Here is a 19,712-nt window from a genome sequence, read left to right as displayed (position 1 = left end):
GCCGTCCTGGCGGGTCCACTAAGCGATACGCCAGCCTTTCGATGCTCGCCGCTGCGCGAGGAACCGGGCATAGCGCCCTTGCCTTGCGGTCAATTGCTCAGGCGTGCCCTGCTCCACGATCCGGCCTTCATCGAGCACCACGATCTGGTCGGCCATCACCACCGTCGACAACTGATGCGCGATCACGATCAGCGTGCATGTGCCGCGCAAGCGTGCCAGGGTTTCGGCGATGACCGCCTGGTTCTCGGCGTCCAGTGCTGCCGTGGCTTCGTCCACCAGCAGGATCGGCGCGCCCTTGATCAACGCACGGGCGATCGCGACACGCTGACGCTCGCCACCGGACAGGCGTGCCCCGCCCTCACCCACCGTGGTCGACAGGCCCATCGGCAGGCGCTCGATAATCTCTTGCACGCCAGCCTGCCGCGCGGCCTCCAGTACTTGTGCGTCGCTGGCGTCGGGTTTGCCGAGGCGAATGTTGTCGGCGACGCTGCCCTGGAACAGGTACGTGTCCTGGAAGATCTGGCTGATCTGCGCGTTGAGCTGCTCACCGGACATCTGTCGCACGTCCACGCCTGCGATGCACACCTGGCCCTGGCTGACCTCGAAAAACCGTGCGACCAACCGCAACAGCGTGGTCTTGCCCGAACCGGAAGCCCCCACCAGCGCGGTCATGCTGCCGGGCTCAATACGCAGGCTCACCCCGCGCAGCACGTCCCGCGAACCGGCCGCGTGGCGAAAGCTCACATCGAACAATTCCACCGAGGCATCCCGTGGAGATTGCGGCGCGCTCGGCGCCTTCAGGGGCGACGCGGCCAATATCTCGCGCACCGCCTCAAGCTGCACCCCGGCGCCGCGCAACGTTTCGCCATAGCCGGCCACCTCCAGCAACGGGTCAATGAAGCGGCTGACCAGCAACAGCGACACCATCACCGCAATCACCGAGCCCACGTGCAAGGCATTTCCCAGGTAAGCGTCAAGCCAGAGCGCGGCGGCGATCAACAAGGCCGCGAACACCACCTGCACCAGCCACATGTTCAGCAGAATCGAGGTGGCGGACAGCAGGATCAGGCGCGCCCCGGTCGCGTGCTGCTGCTCGATCGCCCGTTGCAGGAACACCGAGCTGCCGCCGCCACTGAAGGCACGCAACACCGACTGCGACTGGGCGAACTCCAGCATGCGCTGGCTGGTGTCGGCCGAGCTGCGCTGGAACGCCCGGTCGGCGCGCCGCCCAAGGCGGGCGCTGAGCCAGAACGCGCCGCCGAGAATCGGCAACGCCAGCAAGGCGATCAGGCCCATTTTCCAGTGCAGCACAAACAACGCCAGTACCAGCACCAATGGCGTCACCACGCCGCTGAGCACCGGAGTAAATACATGGGCCGGCAGCTGGGCCACGGCCATCATGCCCTGGGTCACCACCTGGTTGAGCCGCGCCGTGTTATCAGGCGTGAACCAACCGACAGGCAGTTCGGCCACATGGTCGCCGATGCGCTGGCGCCCGCCTTGCAGCACCGCCACACCCACCGCGACGCCAGCCTTTTCAACCTCGCGTCGCGTGGCCCAACACGTCGCCACCGCCGCCAGGAACACCACCAGCCACAACGCCGCTTCGGCCAGATCACCGTTGAGCATGTCGGTGAGTACCGGCACCAGGGCGGCGAGGGTCAGCCCGCACAGCGCACCGTAGAACATCACTTTCCCGACATAGCGACGGAAGACCGGCCCGTCATCGCCCAACAGTTCGATAAAGGTTTTCAGCATGTCGGCAGCGCCTGTTCGCGGGTCTGTTTGTAACCGCCCGACGCCCACAGGCGCGCATAACGGCCCTCTTGCGCGATCAGTCGAGGATGGGTGCCCTGTTCAACAATACGGCCGTTTTCCAGCACGATGATGTGGTCGGCGTGCATCACGGTATCGAGGCGATGGGCAATCACCAACAACGTGCGCCCTTGGGCAAAGCGCGACAGCGCCTCCTGGATTGCCACCTCGTTTGCGGCATCGGCGGCGGCCGTGGGTTCATCCAGCACCAGCACCGGCGGCGCCAGCAATACTGCGCGGGCGATGCTGATACGCTGCTGCTCGCCACCGGACAACTGCGCGTCCTCGCCAATCACCGAGGCATAGCCCCGTGGCAAGCCGATGATGCACTCATGAATATTCGCGGCCCGTGCGGCCGCCTCGATTTCCTTGCGGCTGGCGCTGGGCCGGCCGAGGGCGATGTTTTCGGCAACGCTGGCGTGGACCAGGCGCACCTCTTGCAGCACAAAGCCGATCAGGTTGTAGAGCTGCGAGGTCTCGATCTGCCGCAGGTCGACGCCGCCCAGGGTGATACGCCCCTCGGTCGGGTCAAAAAACCGCAGCAGCAGGCGCGCCAGGGTCGACTTGCCCGAACCCGAGGCCCCGACGATGGCGGTTACGGTGCCAGGCTTGAGGGTAAAGCTGATGTTCGACAGTACCGGGTGCTGCGGGTCATAGGCGTACCCGAGGTTTTCGACGCGTACTTCGGCGTCCTTGGGCAAGCGTTCGCACCCCGGCTCCACCTGCGCCAGCACCGGCGTCGCCAGCAGTGCCTGCACGCGCTGGGCCGCGCCGGTGGCGTTGTCCAGATCATGCACGATGTAACTCAGCAGCAGCAGTGGCGCGCAAATGCCCGGTGCGACAATGGCGAACGGCAGCACCTCCACCGCGCTGATCCAGCCCAGGCTGACAAACACCAGGCCAAACGTCAGCACCATGGCGAGCACCGTCACCGGGGCGATCATCGCGTTGGCATTGGCCATCGTCCCCACCAGTGGACGGGTGAACTCAACGAAGGCTTCGCTGAACTCATCTACCGCCTTGCGGTAACTGGCGTGGGCCTTGCCGGTGGCACCGAAGGCCTTGACCACCGGAATGCCGTTGACGAACTCGACCACCGCGTTATTGACCCGGGTCATGCGCTCGACAAAGGACTGCATGTGGCTGCCGCTGGCTTTCATCGCCCGGGTAAAAAACAGCAAAAACCCCGGAAACGGCAACAGCGAGACCAGCGCCATGCGCCAGTCCACCATGAACAGATAAGCCGCCGACAGCAGCACGGCCCCGGCACAACGGCCCACGGTGGTGTAGAAATGCGCAGTCAGGCTATGCAGGGTGCCGATATCGTCCTGCATTGCCTGCTTGACCTCGCCCGACGCCCGCTCGGTGAACCAGCCCAGCGGCACCTGGCTCAGGCGCTGGGCGATGGCCAGGCGCAAGTGGCGAGTGATGTGGTTGTCGGCCAGGTGCGCGACCGTCTCCGCAACTGTCATCAACAGCAGGCCCGCGAACAGGCTCGCCAGGCTGAGGCTGATGGTCAACCAGACCTCGCCCGATGCCTGGGCCATCGACGGCGCGCCGAGGGCGACCCTGGCGATATGCACAATGCCCCCCAGCGGCACCAGCGTCAGCATACTGCCCACACCGGCCAGCAGTGCCGCAGCGATCAGTCGCCCGCGCACCGGCCGCAACACTTGCGAGACCGCGCCGCGCCCCCTGGGTTTGGCCGCAGCCACATCCTTGTTACTCATGAAGTCTCCCTGACTGAATGAGCCTTTGCTCGCCCTTACCTTATCTTCCGAACGAGCGGCCAAAACCCTCAATCGAAACCTCAAGGAATTTTCAGGCAGGGGCGCGGACCGTCACCCAATAGCGGGTGCGCCGCACCACCTGGATCGGCAACGCGGCGGCCAGGTTGTCCAGCGCCAGGTCGGTATTGTCCAGGTGCAATACACCGCTGACCCGCAGCATCGCCACCTCAGGCGCACAGCGCAGTACACCGCGGCGGTAGCGTCCCAGCTCGGCGATCAGTTCGTCCAGCCGGGTGCCATCGGCCACCAACAGGCCCTTGACCCAGGCGATGCTGCGGTCAGTCACCGCCGCAGTCGGCTGTACGGTGTCCCTGGAAACCGTGGCGCCTTGACCTGCCTCCACCCGCGCACCTGCGCCATGGTCGGGCTGTACCTGCACGGCGCCCTCAAGCACGGCCAACTGGCAGTTGCCGTCGTCGCATTGGCGCAGGCTGAAGCGCGTGCCCAGGGCATGAAACACGCCCTGGCGACTCTGCACCCGAAACGGCCGGGGTGACGGCGCGGTCGTGATGAAGACCTCGCCGGCCCGCAGCAGCACCAGGCGCTGGTCGTCATCGAACTGCACGTCAATTGCTGAAGCCGAGCCCAATACCAGGCGGGTACCGTCGGGCAATACCACTTCGCGAACTTCGCCGGTGCGGGTGCTATGGCCGGCACTCGCCAGTTGCCAGGCGTCGGTGTGGCGCACGCCGTAGGTGAGGCCACCGGCTGCGACCAACAGGCCCAGCAGGCGCAGGGTGCTCCGGCGGTCGGGGGAGTCGGGAGCGTCGGGTTCGGCCAGGCTGTGCCTGGCCACCGGCGCGGGGATGCTGTGGAGTTTTTGTTCGAAGCCCAGCAGGCGCGTCCAGGCCAGTTCGTGATGGGGGTGTTCGGCGCGCCAGTGCAGGCAGTTGGCGTGGTCTTCGGCGCTGGCGTCATCGGCCCACAGGCGGGCCATCCAGGCGGCGGCGCGCTCGATGATATCCGGGGAGATTGGCTGCTCGGTCGACATTGCGAGGGTCAGCCGTACAGGGTCTGGTAGCAGGCCAGCAGGCCGGCGGCGATGTACTTTTCCACCGAGGAGACGGAGACCTGTAGCTCGGCGGCGATCTCGCGGTAGCTCAGGCCATCGAGCTTGCACAGCAACAGGGCCTGGCGCGCCTTGGGTGGCAGGCTGTGCAGGGCGGCGTCGATTTGGATCAGGGCCTCGATGGCCAGGGCGCGGGTTTCTTCATCGGGGGCGCAGGGTTCGGGCAACAGGGCCAGGGCTTGCAGGTAGGCGGATTCGATCTGGCGGCGGCGGTAGAGGTCGATGACCAGGCCGTTGGCGATCTGGGTCAGGTGTCGCCGGGATTCGGCGGTGGGCGGGAGTTGGCCCTTGCGCATGAGTTGCAGGTAGACGTCGTGGGCCAGGTCGGCGGCGTCGAATGCGTTGCCCAGCTTGCGCCGCAACAGGGTACGTAGCCAGGCGTTGTGGTCGACGTATAGATTTTCAACCTGGCGTTGAAAGGCGAACTGTCCGATGTTCACAAACCTCTCCTTTTACCCAATGGGCCCGGGGGTGCTGGGGCGATTGGGCTGGTAATGATTTGCAAGACTATCGGCTCTGGGCTGCGGGTGCAATGCGGGGGCTAGCGGGGGGGATGGCGGGGTTATGGGTACATATCCGTTGCTGCGGTCACGGCTGCTATTGGTTCCGCTCTTACAGCGGCTCACTTTTGAAAAGCGCAAAAGTAAGCAAAACGCTCTTGCCCCACCACTCGGCACCTCGCTTAGGCTCGGTGTGCCCTCACTCCGGCTTTGGACCGTGGGCCGCCGTCATGGGCCATCCTTGGCCCAGGACGGCTAACCCGGCGTCCTGCCGGGTTACCCACGCTCCAAAGCCTGCGTTCGGCCAGCGTGGTTTAACGGGGCGCCCAAGATCAAGATCAAAAGCAGATCAAGAGCACAGCGGCCTACCGGCCGGCTTGAGTGTTTAAAAGCCAAATCAAAAGCTAAAGCGGGCACGGTTCAAATGTAGGAGCTGGCTTGCCGGCGATGGCATCAACTGGGTGTGCCTGATGCACCGAGGTGTCTGCATCGCCGGCAAGCCAGCTCCTACAGAAAAGCAGCTCTGCTTTCGCTCTGGTTTTTGATCTGGCTTTTAACACTCAGGTCGGCTTTCAGGCCGCTGTGCTCTTGCTTTTGATCTTGATCTGACTGCCCCAATAAGCCCGAGGCCGAACGCAGGTATTGCGCAGCGGGTAAACCGGCAGGACGCCGGTTTAGCCGCGCCGGGCCATGGATGGCCCGTCGCGGCGGCCCGCTTCGTGCTGCCGGAGTGAGGGAACGCCGAGCCTAGGCGAGGCGCCGACAGGCGGGGCAGAGCGCTTTGGTTACTTTGCCGCTTTTGCAAAGTGACTCGCTGTAAGAGCGAAACCATAGGTGGCCGTTACCTAAATAACGGATATGCCCCCAATCAATGCGCAATACACACCGACTTCAGCTCGGTATAAGCCTCAATCACCGCCCGCCCAAACTCCCGCCCCATCCCCGATTGCTTCACCCCGCCAAACGGCATCGCCGGGTCCAGCAACACATGCGCATTCACCCAAACCGTCCCCGCCTCGATCCGCGGCACCAGGTTCATCGCCTTACCCAGATCATTGGTCCAAAGACTGGCCGCCAACCCATACCGATTGTCATTGGCCAACTCAATCACCGCATCCTCATCATCAAACGCCATCACCCCCAACACCGGCCCAAACACCTCCTCCCGGGCCACCGCCATCCCATGATCGATATCCGCCAAAATCGTCGGCCGCACATAAAACCCCTCACCCGCAACCTCATCCCCACCGATCACCACCCGCGCCCCTTCAGCCCGGGCCTGCTCGATATGGCGCAGTACCCCTTGCTGCTGCTTGCGCGACACCAACGGATTAATCGCCGCCTCACCATCCATCCCCGCCCCCAACGGCATCGCCGACACCGCCGCCGCCAACCCCTCGACAAACCGGTCATACACCGAACGATGCACATAAAAGCGCGAAGCCGCCGCACACACCTGTCCGTTGTTCAGCAACCCACCCAGGATCGCCCCCTGGATCGCCTTATCAATATCCGCATCCGCCAACACGATCATCGGATTCTTGCCCCCCAACTCCAGGGCAAACCGCGTCATATTCTCCATGCACGCCACCCCCACGCTCTTGCCCACCGCAGTCGAACCGGTAAACGACACCTTGCTCACCAACGGATGAGCAGTCAGAACGCCCCCCACCGACGCACCGCCGCCGGTCACCACGTTGAACACCCCCGCCGGAATCCCCGCCTCCAGCGCCAGCTCCGCCAGGCGCATCGCCGTCAGCGGCGTTTCCATCGCCGGCTTGATGATCACCGTGCACCCGGTCGCCAGCGCCGGCATCAATTTCCAGGCCGCAATCAGCAGCGGGAAATTCCACGGCACGATGCCCACCACCACGCCCACTGGCTCGCGCTTGGTGAACGCAGTGAACCTGGCCCCCGGCGGCAAAGGGATCGACACGTCAAAGGTCTGCCCTTCAATCTTGGTCGCCCAACCCGACATGTAGCGCATGAACTCCACCGTGGCATTCAGATCCAGCCCCCGCGCCAGGTTGATCGACTTGCCCTGGCTCAGGGTTTCCAGCTGCGCCAGCTCCTCGGCATGGGCCTCAACCAATGCGGTGAAGTTCAGCAAAATCCGCTCACGGTCGGCCGGGCGCAATCCCGACCACACGCGGGACTTGAACGCCGCATGGGACGACTGCACCGCCTGCTCCACCACGTGCAGCGGCGCGTCGAGGGTTTCGCAAAGGGTTTGCCCGGTGGCCGGGTTGATCACCTTGATGTGTTCGCCCTCGGCAAATACCCATTGGCCATCGATAAAGCAGCCATGACGACGGTCCAGGAATGCAGCCACCTGCGGCAGGATTTCAACGTTGCTCATGATTCACCTGTATTCAATGTTGTTCTTTGAGAAAGCAGGCGACCGCTTGGCGATCGTCGGCCGAAGCCAGGCCCATGTAGGGCATGTAGGTGCCGGGCACAAACGCCTGGGGTTGGGTGATGAATTGCGCGATGGTCTCGGCTTGCCACTCGACGTTTTTGTCACGCATCGCCTGGGAGTAGCTGAAGCCCGCCAGGGAGCCGGATTTACGCCCGTAAACGCCTGCCAGGTTTGGCCCCATCATTGTCGCGCCGCCCTTCGCCACCGCATGGCACACGCTGCATTCGTTGGCGAAAACCTGGGCGCCACGGCTCTGGTCAGGGCTGCATTCAGCGGCGAATGCGCTGTGGGCCAGGACCAGCGACAGCAGGCCGGCCAGGGAAAATCTGTGTGCAGTGAACATAGAAAAACGACCTTGGAAATCATCGAAGTTGCCGACGATTGTCAGGGCTCAAGGTCGCTCGGGTTTTGCCCTGCGTGCCAGTCGTATTGGCCGGGCTGCCAAACCGTGGATTCTGGCAAGCACAGTCAAGTCTTTGGCAACCAGACAAAAGGCACGTCACTTCGCCAGCATTAGTATCGCGGCAGACCCCAACCCTGTGGTCATGAACAAGAATGGATGCCACACCATGCTCAAGTCCCCCTTGCTTCGTCTCTCGACCCTCGCGCTGATGATCGGCGCCAACCCGGCCGGCGCTTATGAGCTGTACGCCGATGACAGCAGTCATCTGAACGCCACGCTGGAAGCGGTATTCGGTGCCTTCCACAGCCAGCAGAACTACAGTCAATCCGGCCGCCTGGCCAAGGGCTCCTCGTCCTGGCGCGAGGGCTACGTGAAGTACGGCCTGAGCTTCGACAAAAGCTTCAGCGGCGCCGGCACCACCTACGGTGCGGCCAACCTGCTGAGTTCCGGCACCTGGGGCGACGGCGATGCCGCAGGTTTCAGCGACGGTTCGGAGCGCACCACAAAATTCGAAGACGCCTACCTCGGCTGGCGCTCGGGCAAGTTGTTTGAGGCCCTGGGCGAGAATGGCGTGGACCTGTCCTTCGGCCGCCAGAACATCGTGGTCGGCGACGGTTTCCTGATTGACGGCGACGCGCTGAACTTCGGCAAGGGCGTGGCCGATGGCGACCTCAATCGCGGCGGCGGCTACTACATCGCCGCCCGCAAGGCCTTCGACGAAACCGCCGTGTTGCGCCTGGGCGGCAAGGACGGCTGGCGCAGCGACCTGATGTGGCTCAAGTCCGATAACCGTGCCCAGGCCAAGACCGAGATGTACGTCGCCACCCTCGAACACGTGGCCGCCGAAGGCACCGTGGGGCTGACGTACATCGACACCACCGACGTCGACAAGCAGTACGCCTCCCCCACGCAGCTGGAACGCGATGGCATGAAGACCTATAGCCTGCGGGCCACGGGCAATGCCGGGGTGACCAACCTGTTCCTGTCCGGCGAATACGCCTGGCAGGACAAGCCCCACACCGGCAACGAAGACGCCTGGTACCTGGAAGCTGGCTGGACCTTCTCCGACGTGACCTGGACGCCGTATGTGAGCTACCGCTACAGCCGCTTCTCGGAAGGCTTCGACCCGCTGTTCTACGGTTTCAGCCGTGGCTACGGCACCTGGTTCCAGGGTGAAGTGGCGGGCAACTACGCCGGGCCGTTCAACAACAACTCACGCATCCAGAACGTCACGTTCAAGGTTTCGCCCCTGCAGAACCTCAACGTCGGCGCGGTGTTGTTCGACTTCAAGACCATCGACCGCAACCTCGGCAACAACGACGGCCACGAGCTGGACCTGTACGCCGAATGGCACGTCAACGACCACCTGACGGTGATGCCGCTGATCGGCCTGTACCAGCCGGACAAGAGCGCCGAGCAAGGGGGCACGCAGCTGGGCAACCACGATAAAAACCTCTACAGCCAAGTGGTGTTCGCCACTAACTTCTAAGCCCGGCCGGGGCGGTGGCGCCGCCATCGCCCCGCCTGGCCAAGGCCTTCGCAATGCACAAGAAATTCCTCACGATCCAGAGCAAGATCGCCCTGCTCGCCGGCCTCTGCCTGTTATTGGTGGTCGGCCTGCTGATGAGCCTGTCGCTGTACCAGACCCACCAGAGCAGCCAGCACGTGGCCCAGGCCAGCAGCGACATGCTCGCTGCCGCCGCCAAGGAACACATGCAGGCCCTGGGGCAAGTTCAGGCCATGCAGGTGCAACGCACCTTCATGCAAACCCATGAATACGGCCAGGGCTTGTCGCGTTATGTGCTGTACCTGCGGCAACTGCAACAACAGGGCAAACTGACCCGCCCAGAGTTGCGCCAGGAGCTGAATACCCAGCTGCGCCAGGCCCTGGTCGACAAGCCCGACCTGCTCGGGATTTACGTCATTTTCGAAGCCAATGCCCTGGACGGTGACGATGCCCACTTCGTCGACCAGGCCGCCGTCGGCAGCAACGAGGCCGGGCGCTTCGCCCAATACTGGGTGCAGGCCACCCCGGGTGAACTGACAGCGGTAGTCGGCGACGAAGCGCTGCTGGCCAATACCTCGCCCGGCCCCAGCGGCGCGCCGTACAACGCCTTCTACACCTGCGCCCGCGACACCGCCAGGGCCTGTGTGCTGGAGCCGTATTTCGACGAGGCTTCCGGCAGCCGCAAGCTGGTGACCAGCATTGCGTTCCCGCTGATGGAGCACGGCAAGGTGATCGCGGTGATTGGCCTGGACATCAACCTGGCGGCCTTGCAACAGGCCAGCCATACCAGCGCCGGGCAACTGTTCGACGGCCACGGGCAAGTCAGCATCGTCAGCCCCGAAGGCGTGATTTCCGCCTATAGCGAGGACGCCAGCCGCCTCGGGCAGCCGATCAGCGAAGTCATGCACGATGGCGCCCAGGTACTGGACGCGTTGCGCCAGGGGCAACCGCAAACCTTTGTCGATCAACAGCAAATCAAGCTACTCGAACCGCTGGCACCGATTGCCGGTGCCGCACCGTGGGGCGTTCTGGTGGGCGTGCCGCAGTCGGTGCTGCTGGCGCCGGTCACTGCGCTGCAACAGCAACTCGATGCCCAAGGGGTGAAAAGCACCGCCCTGGAACTGCTGCTGGGTGGCGGCTCGGCCCTGCTCGGCCTGCTGTTGATCTGGTACGCCGCGCTGCGCATCACCCGGCCGCTGCAAACCCTGACCCGGGTGATGGAGGACATTTCCCGGGGCGAAGGCGACCTGACGCGGCGGCTGGAGGTGCAATCCCGGGACGAGATCGGCCAGTTGGCCAGCGCCTTCAACCGTTTTGTCGAACGTATCCACCAGTCAATTCGCGAAGTGTCTTCAGCGGGGCTCGGGGTCAACCAGGTGGTCAAGCGGGTGCTGCTGGCCTCGAATTCCTCGCTGAACAACTTCGATGAACAGGCGACCCGCACCAACAGTGTCGCGGCGGCGATCAACGAACTGGGCGCCGCCGCCCAGGAAATCGCCCGTAATGCCTCCGACGCTTCGCAGCAAGCCTCCGGCGCCCGGCAACAGGCTGAGGACGGGCGCCAGGTGGTGGAGCGCACGATTGCCGTGATGAATGAACTGTCGGGCAAGATCAGCGCCTCGTGCGTGCACATCGATGCGCTGAATCACAAGACGGTGAACATCGGGCAAATCCTGGAGGTGATCAAGGGCATCTCCCAGCAGACCAATCTGCTGGCACTGAACGCCGCCATTGAAGCGGCCCGGGCCGGTGAGGCCGGGCGCGGGTTTGCGGTGGTGGCCGATGAGGTGCGCAGCCTGGCCTATCGCACCCAGGAGTCGGCGCTGGAGATTCAGCAGATGATCGAAGAGTTGCAGGTGGGCGCACGGGAATCCGTCAGCACCATGACCGAGAGCCAGCAGCACAGCGAGGAAAGCGTGAGCATCGCCAACCTGGCGGGTACGCGGCTGGCCAGTGTGACGCAGAGGATTGGCGAGATTGATAACGTCAACCAGTCGGTGGCGGCGGCGACCGAGGAACAGACGTCGGTGGTGGAAGCGCTGAATGTGGACATTACCGAGATCAATATGCTGAACCAGGCCGGGGTGGAAAACCTGCAGTCGACGCTGCAGGCCTGTACCGAGCTTGAGCGTGAAGCGGAACGCTTGAATCAGCTGGTGGGCAGCTTTCGCATCTGACCAACAACTACCCCGCAGGCCCCATGTGGGAGCGGGCTTGCTCGCGAAGACAGAGTGTCAGCCAATGAATAGGTTTCTGATACACCGCCTTCGCGAGCAAGCCCGCTCCCACATTTGATCCCCTGCATCTTCAGCAATGGGCGCCAGCATGCTCAATCCGGTGAAACAGCCGGTTGAAGTACACCAGGCTGTCGCCCTGCCCCCGCACCCCAACCCGCGACAATTCCACGAACATCACCGAATGCGACCCTACCTCCTTGCACTCACTGATACGCCCTTCCAGCTGCACCAGCGCATCCCGCAGCACCGGCACCCCCGCCTCGCCTCCGTCCCACAGGTCCCAGGCAAACCGCTCCGCCATGGGCACCTGGGTCATCCCGGCAAAGTGCCGCGCCAGCTCTTCCTGCTCCCCGCACAGCACGTTCACGCACAGCTGCCCATTGGTACGGAACACATCATGGGTCGCACTCCCGCGGTTCACGCACACCAACACCGTGGGGGGCGAATCCGTCACCGAGCACACCGCACTCGCCGTGATCCCGCAACGCCCGCCCGGGCCGTTGGTGGTGATGATGTTCACCGCGGCCGGCAGTTGCGCCATGGCGTTGCGAAAGTCGATTTGCTGCTGGCTCAGGTCGGCCATGTCGGTGCCCCTTTACGGTCCGTGGGTGATGCCACAAGACTAAGACGCCCCGTGCGGCGCGACCATTCAGACGATCCCCATGCCGACTAGGTGGTTTCTTTATCGTCAGGGCCGTTCACACTGGGTATTCTGCTGGCAAGGCTCCACAGATGAGCCAATGTCCGCCGCAGCGTGCCCGCGTGCGAAAACAACAATTAGAAATTCTCGTGGCAGTCCCTGATGGAAATTCGCACACCGATTGTTTACATCGTTGATGACGACAAAGACCTGCGTACCTCGCTGGCCTGGCTGCTGGAGTCGGTCAGCATAAAGGCCCAATGTTTCGCCGGGGCCGAAGAGTTCCTTGCGCACTACGACCCGCGCCAGCCCGCCTGCCTGGTGCTGGACGTGCGCATGCCGCAGACCAGCGGCTTCCAGTTGCAGGAGATCCTCAACCGGCGCGGCAGTACCTTGCCGACCATCTTCGTGTCGGCCCACGGCGACATACCGATGTCGGTCACCGCAATGAAAAACGGCGCGCTGGATTTCGTCGAGAAGCCCTACAACCCGCAACAGATGATCGACCGCATCCAGGCCGCACTGAAGACCGCTGTACAGGCCCAGGCCGACCAGGAACAGCGCGAGCACCTGCAAGGCAAGCTGGCGCTGCTGACGAGCCGGGAGCGAGAAGTGTTGATGCTGGTGGTGGACGGCAAGGCGAGCAAGGTGATTGCCCGCGAGCTGAACATCAGCGTGAAGACCGTTGACGTGCACCGCACCAAGATCAAGGAAAAGATGGGCGTGACCAGCATCGCCATGCTGGTCCGCGAGGTGTTGTATCCCTAGGGCGCGATGATTGAATGTGGGAGCTGTCGAGCCTTGGCGAGGCTGCAAAGGGATCGCTGCGGTTTACCTGTCAGACCGAGTGGCCTGCATCGCAGGCAAGCCAGCTCCCACAGTTGACCTCATTCCAATGTGGGAGCTGTCGAGCTTCAGCGAGGCTGCGATGGGATCGCTGCGGTGTACCTGTCAGACCGAGTGGCCTGCATCGCGGGCAAGCCCGGCTCCCACAGGAAAATGCATTCCAGGTTCGGGAGCGGCACGCATCAATGATGGCTATAGCGCTTGCGGTACTCGCCCGGTGACACGCCGAAGCGCGACTTGAACGCCGATGAGAAGTAGCTGGAGTCGGAGAAGCCCCAGGCATAACAGAGTGCCGACAGCTTCTGCTCCGCCGGCGAATGGCGCAGGGTTTCGGCGCAGAAATCCAGGCGTCGGTGCTTGATGTATTGCGCCACCACCAGCCCGCGCTTGGAAAACATCCGGTACAGCCCGCGCACCGACACTCCGACTTCCCGGGCGATCAGCTCGGGGCAGAGTTCTTCGGCGCCGATGTGCGCATCGATGTAGGCGATGGTCTTGCGAAACTGCCGTTCCTGGGTGTCCACACCGTTGTCCCGGGCGCTGATCCCCGGCAGCAGCAGGCTGACCAATGCATCCAGCACGGCTTCGCTTTCCTGCATGCCCAGGTCGTTTTGCTGGCGAGTATCGAGCACCATCTGGCTGGCCATCAGCGCCAACGGCGTGCGCGCCGAGATCCGCGTCGCGCAGTTGACCGTCGTGAAGTGCGAACCGCGCTCCACCACCTGGCGCGGCAGGATCAGCGACAATTGCCGGGAGTTGTCGTGGTAGGTCATGTCACTGGGGCGGCAGGCGTCGATCAGGGCGATGTCACCGCAGCCCAGTTGCGCACGGTTGTCGCCCTGTTCCAGCTGTGCGCTGCCCTGCAACTGGAACACCGCGTAGTAGTGCCCTTCATTGCCCGTACTGACTTCCTTGCTGCTGCGATACAGATGCACCTGGGCCATATCGACCACGCTGAGCTTGATCGCGCCGCTGCGAAACTCGCTCAACTCCCCATAAAACCCCGCGCCCAGGGCCCTGGCATCGAAGCGTCCACAGGCCTGGTTAACCTGCTGTAACCAACGCTCGAACGATTCGTTACGTTGCACCGTTGAACTCATCATGACCGCAAGGCCTCACATTTTTTATTTTTTTGGTCCCAGCAATCTTACGGGTAGCGCCGATCAAATATCCAATACCAGACGAGCGGAAACCGCCCGGGAAACACACGCACAAATCTGCCGGTTGGCGGCCTTCTCCTTGGTCGACAGGCAATTGTCACGGTGCTCGGGCACGCCTTCCAGCACCTCGACAATGCAGGTGCCGCAGAGGCCTTCGCGGCACTCGGTGTCGATGTCGCAACCGTGGGCCTGCAATACGTCCACCAGGCTGGTATTCGCCGGTACTTGCAGCACCGCGCCGGAGCTGGCCAGCTCCACCTCGAAACCACCGCTGGGCCCGGCGTTCGCCGCCGGGTCGGCCTGGAAGTGCTCCAGGTGAATCGCCTCCTCGGGACGGCTGCGGGCCGCCACTTCCACCACCTTGTGCATGAACGGTGCGGGGCCGCAGGTGTAGACGTGGGCAACCGCGCCCGCCTGGTCCAGGCAGGCGCTCAAGGCCGCATCCAGCGCGCCCGGCTCGACGCCATAGTGAAACTGCACATGCTCGCCGAATGTATCGGCCAACAGCTGGGTAAACGCCGCGTACTGCGCCGAACGTGCAAAATAGTGCAGGCGCCACGGCTGGCCGCTGTCGGCCAGTCGATAGGCCATGCTCAACAGCGGCGTCACCCCGATACCGGCGGCAAACAGCGCATGGGCCGGCGCCTCCGGGTCGAGGCGGAACAGGTTGCGCGGCGCGCCCATCTCCAGTTCCATGCCCTCCCGCACCTGCTCATGCAGGGCCAGGGAGCCGCCACGGGATTGCGCCTCTTTCTTCACCGCCACCAGGTACGCGCGGCCATCGTGGGGCGGGCTGCACAGCGAATACTGGCGGGTGACGCCGGTTGGCCCGGTGAGGTCCACATGGGCCCCGGGCTCATAACTGTCGAGGGGCTGGCCGTCACTGCGCACGAGGCGAAAGGAACGGATATCCAGCGCTTCATCGACGATGCGTTCGATCTTCACCTTCATCATTGCAGCACCTGAATCCTGTTGTTTCGGTTGAACGCTAACCTGTGGCGAGGGAGCTTGCTCCCGCTGGACTGCGCAGCAGGCCCACTCTCTTCGGCGATGACTAGCGCATGAACAGCCCGCCGTTGATGTCCCAGCACGCGCCCGTGATCGAGGCGGCGTGGTCGGCGATCAACAGCAGCACGGTGTCGGCGATGGTGTGCGGGTCGCCGAGGGTGCCCGTCGGGATAATCTTGAGGATCTGCTCCAGGCGCTCCGGCGCCACGGTTTCGCGCACCACCGGCAAATCAAGCGGGCCTGGCGAAATGCTGTTGACCGTCACGCCCCGGGGCGCCAGTTCACGGGCGAAGACCTTGGTCAGCGTAGCCACGCCGCCCTTGGCCGCGGCGTAATGCGCGCCAGTGGCAGTTCCGCCGTTTTGCCCGGCGAGGGAGGCGATATTGACGATGCGCCCGAACCCTCGTTCGGCGAAATGCGCACCAAACACCTGGCAGGCCACGAACGTGCCCCGCAGGTTGATCGCCATCGATTCGTCGAATTCCTCGGGTGTGATGTCCATCAGCGCCGCAACTTTCGACACCCCGGCGTTGTTCACCAGGATATCGGTGCCGCCCCAGCGCTCGTTGAGCAAGTCCCGGGCGCGAATAAAATCGGCCTTGTTGCGCACATCCAGCTCGATGGCGACGGCGGTTTCGCCGCGGTTGTCGAGTTCAGAGGCCAGGCGCTGCACGCCGTCCAGGTGCACATCCGCCAGGCCCACGCGGTAGCCTGCGGCGTGCAGGCGCCGGGCGATGCATTCGCCGAGGCCACGGGAGGCGCCGGTTACAAGCGCGATTCGGTTCATCAGGATGTCCTCATCTCAACTGTGGGAGCGGGCTTGCTCGCGAATGCGGTGTGTCAGTCAATGCATGTGGCGACTGATCCACCGCATTCGCGAGCAAGCCCGCTCCCACATTGGTTTTGTGTCGTTGTTTGAATCGTGCTTACAACAGAAAGCCGAGTGCACTCAGGCTGTCGGTGGAATTGATCAGCCGCACCACCTTGCGCTCCAGGGTCGCGACCCCGGCGCTGAACCGGATGCGGTAATTCAGGTCGGCCACGAACGGCGTGTGCACCCCGCGCTTGTAGGCATAGAGCAGCTGCGCACAGTTAACCTCCACCACCTCGCCCGCCGCTTCCACCAGGGTGAATCGCGAGACACTGCGCACGGTTTTCGCCGCATCCACCGCTGACGGTGAATACCCCGCCGTCAGCCGTTCGATGCGCAGGTCACGCATGCGCGCATCGTCATAGGCGTAGTTGAGGTTGGCTTCAAAATCCTCGGTGTCCGGGTCGATCGGCACGACGTAGCGCCCGCTCTCGCTCCACAACGCGGCCCATTGCACGTAGTCCTTGTGGTCCAGCAGTTCGGCTTCACGCCAGATGAATTCGATGGCCTGGGCCAGCGGTGCGGTAAAACCAGTCAGGGTGTTCATTGGCTCATCATCCTTTTCCACATGTCATAGGCCCCGCGCATGCCGCCTTCATCAGTGGCGTGGGATACCTTGTCGCCGTTGTCGGCCAGCACTTCGCGGTTCAGGCCACGGTTGACCAGGATCGGTGCGTCCACGCCGGCATACGAGCCGCGTTGCACCCGGTCCCAGGCTTCGGCGTCGTCGGGGCTGCCAAAGCCGAACGGGCCCTGGAAGTGTTCGTGGATGCGCAGGCGCTCGCGGTTGGCAACCTGTGGGCCGCCCTCCATGCCCAGGGCGACGTGGCGGATTTCGGTCTCGGTGACCGACACCGGGCGCAGCACCCGGAAGAACGACATCGACATGGCGACATTGGGAAACAGGTTGAGGTTGAACCCGGCGCCGTGCAGCGAGCGCACGATGCGTCGCACCTGGGCCGGCTCCATGGTTTTCGACAGTTCTTCGGTGACGTGGGCGAAACGCTCCTGCAATTGCTCGGTACCGTCGTCGTGGTCCAGGTCGACATGCTCGGGCACCATCACCATCACGCTGTGGCCATTGCCCAGGGAATGGGTGACGGCCTGCTCGTCGGTCATGAACGAGAGCATTTCCGAGGTCTCGGCGTCCACCGACGACATGAACGACTTGTGCACGATCGGGAAGTGGTAGCCGTCGGTGGTGTTTTCCAGCTGGATCTTCCAGTTGCCCTTGAAGCTGAACTTGTGTTCGCCCTGGGTCTTGATCGGGTAGCCGGCGCCCTGCTTCATGAACAGGTCCATCCAGTGTTTGGCGCCGCCGAGGAAGTCGGCCAACGGTTCGATATCGTCGTTATAGCTGGCGAATACCATCCCGGCGTAGCTGTCCACCCGCAGGCTGGTCAGGGGTAACTCGGACTTTTCCAGGATGCCTTCGTAGCCGTCCGGGTAAGGCAGCGCCCGCAGCTTGCCGTCCAAACCATAGGACCAGCTGTGATACGGGCAGGTGAAGCCGGTGGCGTTGCCCTTGTGCTTCTCGCAAACCGTGGCGCCACGGTGGCGGCAGCGGTTTTCCAGCACGTTGATCGCGCCTTTCTTGTCGCGCACCACAATCACCGGGCGCCGGCCAATGGTCGCGGTCTTGAAGTCGCCGCTGTTGCGCACTTCGCTTTCATGGGCGACCCAGACCCAGGTGCGGTAGAAGATCTTTTCCAGTTCGGCCTCGAACAGCGCCGGGTCGTTGTACAGCGAGACGTCGACGCGATCGTGCTTGACCAACTCGTCGAGGCTTTTCGATTTGGCAATCAGCCGGTATTCATGGGTACTCATGGAGCCCTCCTCAAGGCGTTGTTCTTATTGGCGAGCCGTGATGCTCTGCTGCAGTTGTGCGCCGAGGGCACACACCCATTCGTCCTGGCCCTTGCGGCCGACAATCTGTAGCCCGACCTTCAGCCCGCTGTCGGCCAGGGTCACCGGCACCGTCAGCGCCGGGTGGCCGCTGAGGTTGAATGGCCGCACCAATGGCGTCATGCGGGCCACGGCCTGGCTGCCGTTGCGGGCTTCGGCCAGGGTCGGCGGCAGGTCCGGCATCGTCGGCAGCAGCAACACGGAGAATTCTTCGAGCGCGGCGTCCACCTGATGACTGAAGCGGGTGCGCACGACTTCGGCTGCGGCCAAATCAGCAGCGCTGGTGCGGCTGGCAGCCAACAAGCGTTGTTCGACATCCGCACCGATCAGGCCCTTGCCGGTGAGGTGACCGAAGGCTGCCCAGTTTTCGACGTTAATCACCGTAAGGCCGGCGCCGAACGCCGTGTCAAAGTCGTCCAGATGCAGACGCTGCTGACGCCAGCCGGCCGCGTCGACGGCAGCCATCAGGCTCGCCTTCAGCCATGGCTCACAGGCCACATCCAGAAAGCCCACAGGCACGCTGCCGGACGGCGCCGCCTGTGTCTGGAAACCCGGGCAAATCACCTGCATCGCGGCAATCAGGTCCTGCATGTTCGCGGCGAACGGCCCGACGCAATCGAGGCTGGATACCGCCGGTTGCGCGCCAATGCGGCTGACTCGGCCATAGGTCGGTTTCAACCCGGCAATCCCGCAGCACGCCGCCGGCACCCGCACCGAGCCGCCGGTGTCGGTACCAATGGCGATATCCGCCAGGCCCGCCGCAACCGCCGCGGCCGAACCGCTGGAGGAGCCGCCCGGCACGCGGTCTGGCGCCTGGGGATTGACGGGCGTACCGCTCCAGTCGTTGATGCCGGTGACGCCAAATGCCAGTTCATGCAGGCTGGTCTTGCCGACGATCTGCCAGCCGGCATCCAGGACCGCCTGCACCACGTGCGCATGCCGCGTCGCCGGCGGAGCATCGGCAAAGGCACGACTGCCCGAGCGGGTCGGATACCCGGCGATGTCGATGGAATCCTTGATGGCCACGCGTCGGCCGCTGCCACCGAGTAAAAATTCGCTGACGAAGGTACTCATGGGTTCACCCCCAACATGCTATTGAACAGGCGCTGCGTACGGAAATGCGCGATCAGCCAGGTGCCGTCGACACGGCGAAAATCGATGGTCAGCCGCGTGCCGAACAACTCGCTGCGCTGGTCGGCGTAGGTGGAAATCTGTTGCATGATCCACTGCCCTGCAGCCGCGCTGCCGTCTACCTGGATCGACTCACTGGTGAGGTAATGCAGGTTCAGCGCAAAGTGTTCCGACGGTGGCAGGTAGCTGCCGACAAACGCCGCCACCGCGTCGCGCCCCCGATGCTGGCCGAAGGTCTGCGCGGTACTTGTGCCAATGCCTTCCCACACCGCATCCACGGTGAACAGCTCGGCCAACTCGCGAACGTTGGTCGCCGCCCGGGGCACGTCGCACAGGTCCATGTAGCGCGCCATCAAGCGCCTTACCTGGCTCTCCCCTTCAAGGGTTTCAACACGCTGCAACAGGTCCATG

Annotated in this window: 17 protein-coding genes and 1 pseudogene; 4 read left to right on the top strand and 14 right to left on the bottom strand. The window is 63.7% G+C overall.

Annotation, left to right across the window (positions count from 1 at the left end; translation table 11 throughout):
- Positions 1–18: 18 nt before the first annotated feature.
- The 6 genes from C0058_RS12745 to C0058_RS12710 form a co-directional block, all read right to left on the bottom strand.
- On the bottom strand, positions 19–1,758 hold the full coding sequence (locus C0058_RS12745) for an ABC transporter ATP-binding protein (protein WP_102368725.1): 1,740 nt from the start codon (positions 1,756–1,758) through the stop codon (positions 19–21).
- Complete coding sequence (locus C0058_RS12740; protein WP_102368724.1) at positions 1,752–3,545, bottom strand: ABC transporter ATP-binding protein; 1,794 nt, start codon at positions 3,543–3,545, stop codon at positions 1,752–1,754. The genes C0058_RS12745 and C0058_RS12740 overlap by 7 nt, the downstream gene beginning before the upstream one ends.
- Before the next feature lie 91 nt (positions 3,546–3,636).
- Positions 3,637–4,596 carry a FecR domain-containing protein gene (locus C0058_RS12735; protein ID WP_102368723.1) on the bottom strand — a complete coding sequence of 320 codons (960 nt, stop codon included), beginning with the start codon at positions 4,594–4,596 and terminating at the stop codon, positions 3,637–3,639.
- An 8-nt stretch (positions 4,597–4,604) separates the two neighbouring features.
- Complete coding sequence (locus C0058_RS12730) at positions 4,605–5,114, bottom strand: sigma-70 family RNA polymerase sigma factor (RefSeq protein ID WP_008431452.1); 510 nt, start codon at positions 5,112–5,114, stop codon at positions 4,605–4,607.
- A 928-nt stretch (positions 5,115–6,042) separates the two neighbouring features.
- Positions 6,043–7,533, bottom strand: coding sequence for an aldehyde dehydrogenase family protein (locus C0058_RS12715; RefSeq protein WP_008431084.1), 1,491 nt, complete (start codon positions 7,531–7,533; stop codon positions 6,043–6,045).
- A 13-nt stretch (positions 7,534–7,546) separates the two neighbouring features.
- Positions 7,547–7,936: a cytochrome c family protein gene (locus C0058_RS12710; protein WP_003212617.1), complete on the bottom strand. Its 390-nt coding sequence runs from the start codon at positions 7,934–7,936 to the stop codon at positions 7,547–7,549.
- 226 nt (positions 7,937–8,162) lie between these two features.
- Here C0058_RS12710 and C0058_RS12705 point away from each other — a divergent pair, with 226 nt between their 5' ends.
- The 3 genes and pseudogenes from C0058_RS12705 (at position 8,163) to C0058_RS33235 (ending at position 11,680) form a co-directional block, all read left to right on the top strand.
- Positions 8,163–9,485 (top strand): hypothetical protein, encoded by a 1,323-nt coding sequence (locus C0058_RS12705; protein WP_003212614.1) that lies wholly within the window; start codon positions 8,163–8,165, stop codon positions 9,483–9,485.
- Positions 9,486–9,538: 53 nt separating this feature from the next.
- Positions 9,539–10,825 (top strand): annotated as a pseudogene (locus tag C0058_RS33240) (HAMP domain-containing protein); the annotation flags it as partial.
- Between the two features lie 24 nt (positions 10,826–10,849).
- Positions 10,850–11,680 carry a methyl-accepting chemotaxis protein gene (locus C0058_RS33235; protein WP_371132386.1) on the top strand — a complete coding sequence of 277 codons (831 nt, stop codon included), beginning with the start codon at positions 10,850–10,852 and terminating at the stop codon, positions 11,678–11,680.
- A 130-nt stretch (positions 11,681–11,810) separates the two neighbouring features.
- On the opposite strand, the gene hpaC is transcribed toward C0058_RS33235, so the two are convergent.
- Positions 11,811–12,323 carry a 4-hydroxyphenylacetate 3-monooxygenase, reductase component gene (gene hpaC / locus C0058_RS12695; RefSeq protein ID WP_003212611.1) on the bottom strand — a complete coding sequence of 171 codons (513 nt, stop codon included), beginning with the start codon at positions 12,321–12,323 and terminating at the stop codon, positions 11,811–11,813.
- A 219-nt stretch (positions 12,324–12,542) separates the two neighbouring features.
- On the opposite strand from hpaC, the gene C0058_RS12690 reads away from it, so the two are divergent.
- Entirely contained in the window at positions 12,543–13,148 is a 606-nt protein-coding gene (locus tag C0058_RS12690) for a response regulator transcription factor (RefSeq protein ID WP_102368721.1), read from the top strand.
- Between the two features lie 260 nt (positions 13,149–13,408).
- On the opposite strand, the gene feaR is transcribed toward C0058_RS12690, so the two are convergent.
- From feaR to C0058_RS12655, 7 genes are all read right to left on the bottom strand, one after another.
- Positions 13,409–14,329 carry a transcriptional regulator FeaR gene (gene feaR / locus C0058_RS12685; RefSeq protein WP_102368720.1) on the bottom strand — a complete coding sequence of 307 codons (921 nt, stop codon included), beginning with the start codon at positions 14,327–14,329 and terminating at the stop codon, positions 13,409–13,411.
- A gap of 60 nt (positions 14,330–14,389) precedes the next feature.
- Positions 14,390–15,340, bottom strand: coding sequence for a PDR/VanB family oxidoreductase (locus C0058_RS12680; RefSeq protein ID WP_102368719.1), 951 nt, complete (start codon positions 15,338–15,340; stop codon positions 14,390–14,392).
- Between the two features lie 100 nt (positions 15,341–15,440).
- Complete coding sequence (locus C0058_RS12675; protein ID WP_102368718.1) at positions 15,441–16,181, bottom strand: SDR family NAD(P)-dependent oxidoreductase; 741 nt, start codon at positions 16,179–16,181, stop codon at positions 15,441–15,443.
- A 139-nt stretch (positions 16,182–16,320) separates the two neighbouring features.
- Positions 16,321–16,812, bottom strand: coding sequence for an aromatic-ring-hydroxylating dioxygenase subunit beta (locus tag C0058_RS12670; protein ID WP_008431075.1), 492 nt, complete (start codon positions 16,810–16,812; stop codon positions 16,321–16,323).
- Entirely contained in the window at positions 16,809–18,092 is a 1,284-nt protein-coding gene (locus C0058_RS12665) for a Rieske 2Fe-2S domain-containing protein (RefSeq protein ID WP_003208861.1), read from the bottom strand. Before C0058_RS12665 ends, C0058_RS12670 begins: the two co-directional genes overlap by 4 nt.
- Positions 18,093–18,116: 24 nt before the next feature.
- Positions 18,117–19,244 (bottom strand): amidase, encoded by a 1,128-nt coding sequence (locus C0058_RS12660; protein WP_102368717.1) that lies wholly within the window; start codon positions 19,242–19,244, stop codon positions 18,117–18,119.
- Positions 19,241–19,711 (bottom strand): nuclear transport factor 2 family protein, encoded by a 471-nt coding sequence (locus C0058_RS12655; protein ID WP_008431069.1) that lies wholly within the window; start codon positions 19,709–19,711, stop codon positions 19,241–19,243. Before C0058_RS12655 ends, C0058_RS12660 begins: the two co-directional genes overlap by 4 nt.
- Position 19,712 lies beyond the last annotated feature (1 nt).

It is taken from the genome of Pseudomonas sp. NC02 (assembly GCF_002874965.1).
Classification (GTDB): domain Bacteria; phylum Pseudomonadota; class Gammaproteobacteria; order Pseudomonadales; family Pseudomonadaceae; genus Aquipseudomonas.
This window is presented reverse-complemented; position numbering and strand designations above follow the sequence as displayed.

Excerpts from the sequence above, each read along its gene's own strand:
- C0058_RS12740 (WP_102368724.1), bottom strand. The coding sequence starts at position 3,545 with ATGAGTAACAAGGATGTGGCTGCGGCCAAACCCAGGGGGCGCGGCGCG.
- C0058_RS12655 (WP_008431069.1), bottom strand. The coding sequence starts at position 19,711 with ATGGACCTGTTGCAGCGTGTTGAAACCCTTGAAGGGGAGAGCCAGGTA.
- C0058_RS12670 (WP_008431075.1), bottom strand. The coding sequence starts at position 16,812 with ATGAACACCCTGACTGGTTTTACCGCACCGCTGGCCCAGGCCATCGAA.
- hpaC (WP_003212611.1), bottom strand. The coding sequence starts at position 12,323 with ATGGCCGACCTGAGCCAGCAGCAAATCGACTTTCGCAACGCCATGGCG.
- C0058_RS12745 (WP_102368725.1), bottom strand. The coding sequence starts at position 1,758 with ATGCTGAAAACCTTTATCGAACTGTTGGGCGATGACGGGCCGGTCTTC.
- C0058_RS12690 (WP_102368721.1), top strand. The coding sequence starts at position 12,543 with ATGGAAATTCGCACACCGATTGTTTACATCGTTGATGACGACAAAGAC.
- C0058_RS12735 (WP_102368723.1), bottom strand. The coding sequence starts at position 4,596 with ATGTCGACCGAGCAGCCAATCTCCCCGGATATCATCGAGCGCGCCGCC.
- C0058_RS12705 (WP_003212614.1), top strand. The coding sequence starts at position 8,163 with ATGCTCAAGTCCCCCTTGCTTCGTCTCTCGACCCTCGCGCTGATGATC.
- C0058_RS12715 (WP_008431084.1), bottom strand. The coding sequence starts at position 7,533 with ATGAGCAACGTTGAAATCCTGCCGCAGGTGGCTGCATTCCTGGACCGT.
- C0058_RS12680 (WP_102368719.1), bottom strand. The coding sequence starts at position 15,340 with ATGATGAAGGTGAAGATCGAACGCATCGTCGATGAAGCGCTGGATATC.
- feaR (WP_102368720.1), bottom strand. The coding sequence starts at position 14,329 with ATGATGAGTTCAACGGTGCAACGTAACGAATCGTTCGAGCGTTGGTTA.
- C0058_RS12665 (WP_003208861.1), bottom strand. The coding sequence starts at position 18,092 with ATGAGTACCCATGAATACCGGCTGATTGCCAAATCGAAAAGCCTCGAC.
- C0058_RS12660 (WP_102368717.1), bottom strand. The coding sequence starts at position 19,244 with ATGAGTACCTTCGTCAGCGAATTTTTACTCGGTGGCAGCGGCCGACGC.
- C0058_RS12675 (WP_102368718.1), bottom strand. The coding sequence starts at position 16,181 with ATGAACCGAATCGCGCTTGTAACCGGCGCCTCCCGTGGCCTCGGCGAA.
- C0058_RS12710 (WP_003212617.1), bottom strand. The coding sequence starts at position 7,936 with ATGTTCACTGCACACAGATTTTCCCTGGCCGGCCTGCTGTCGCTGGTC.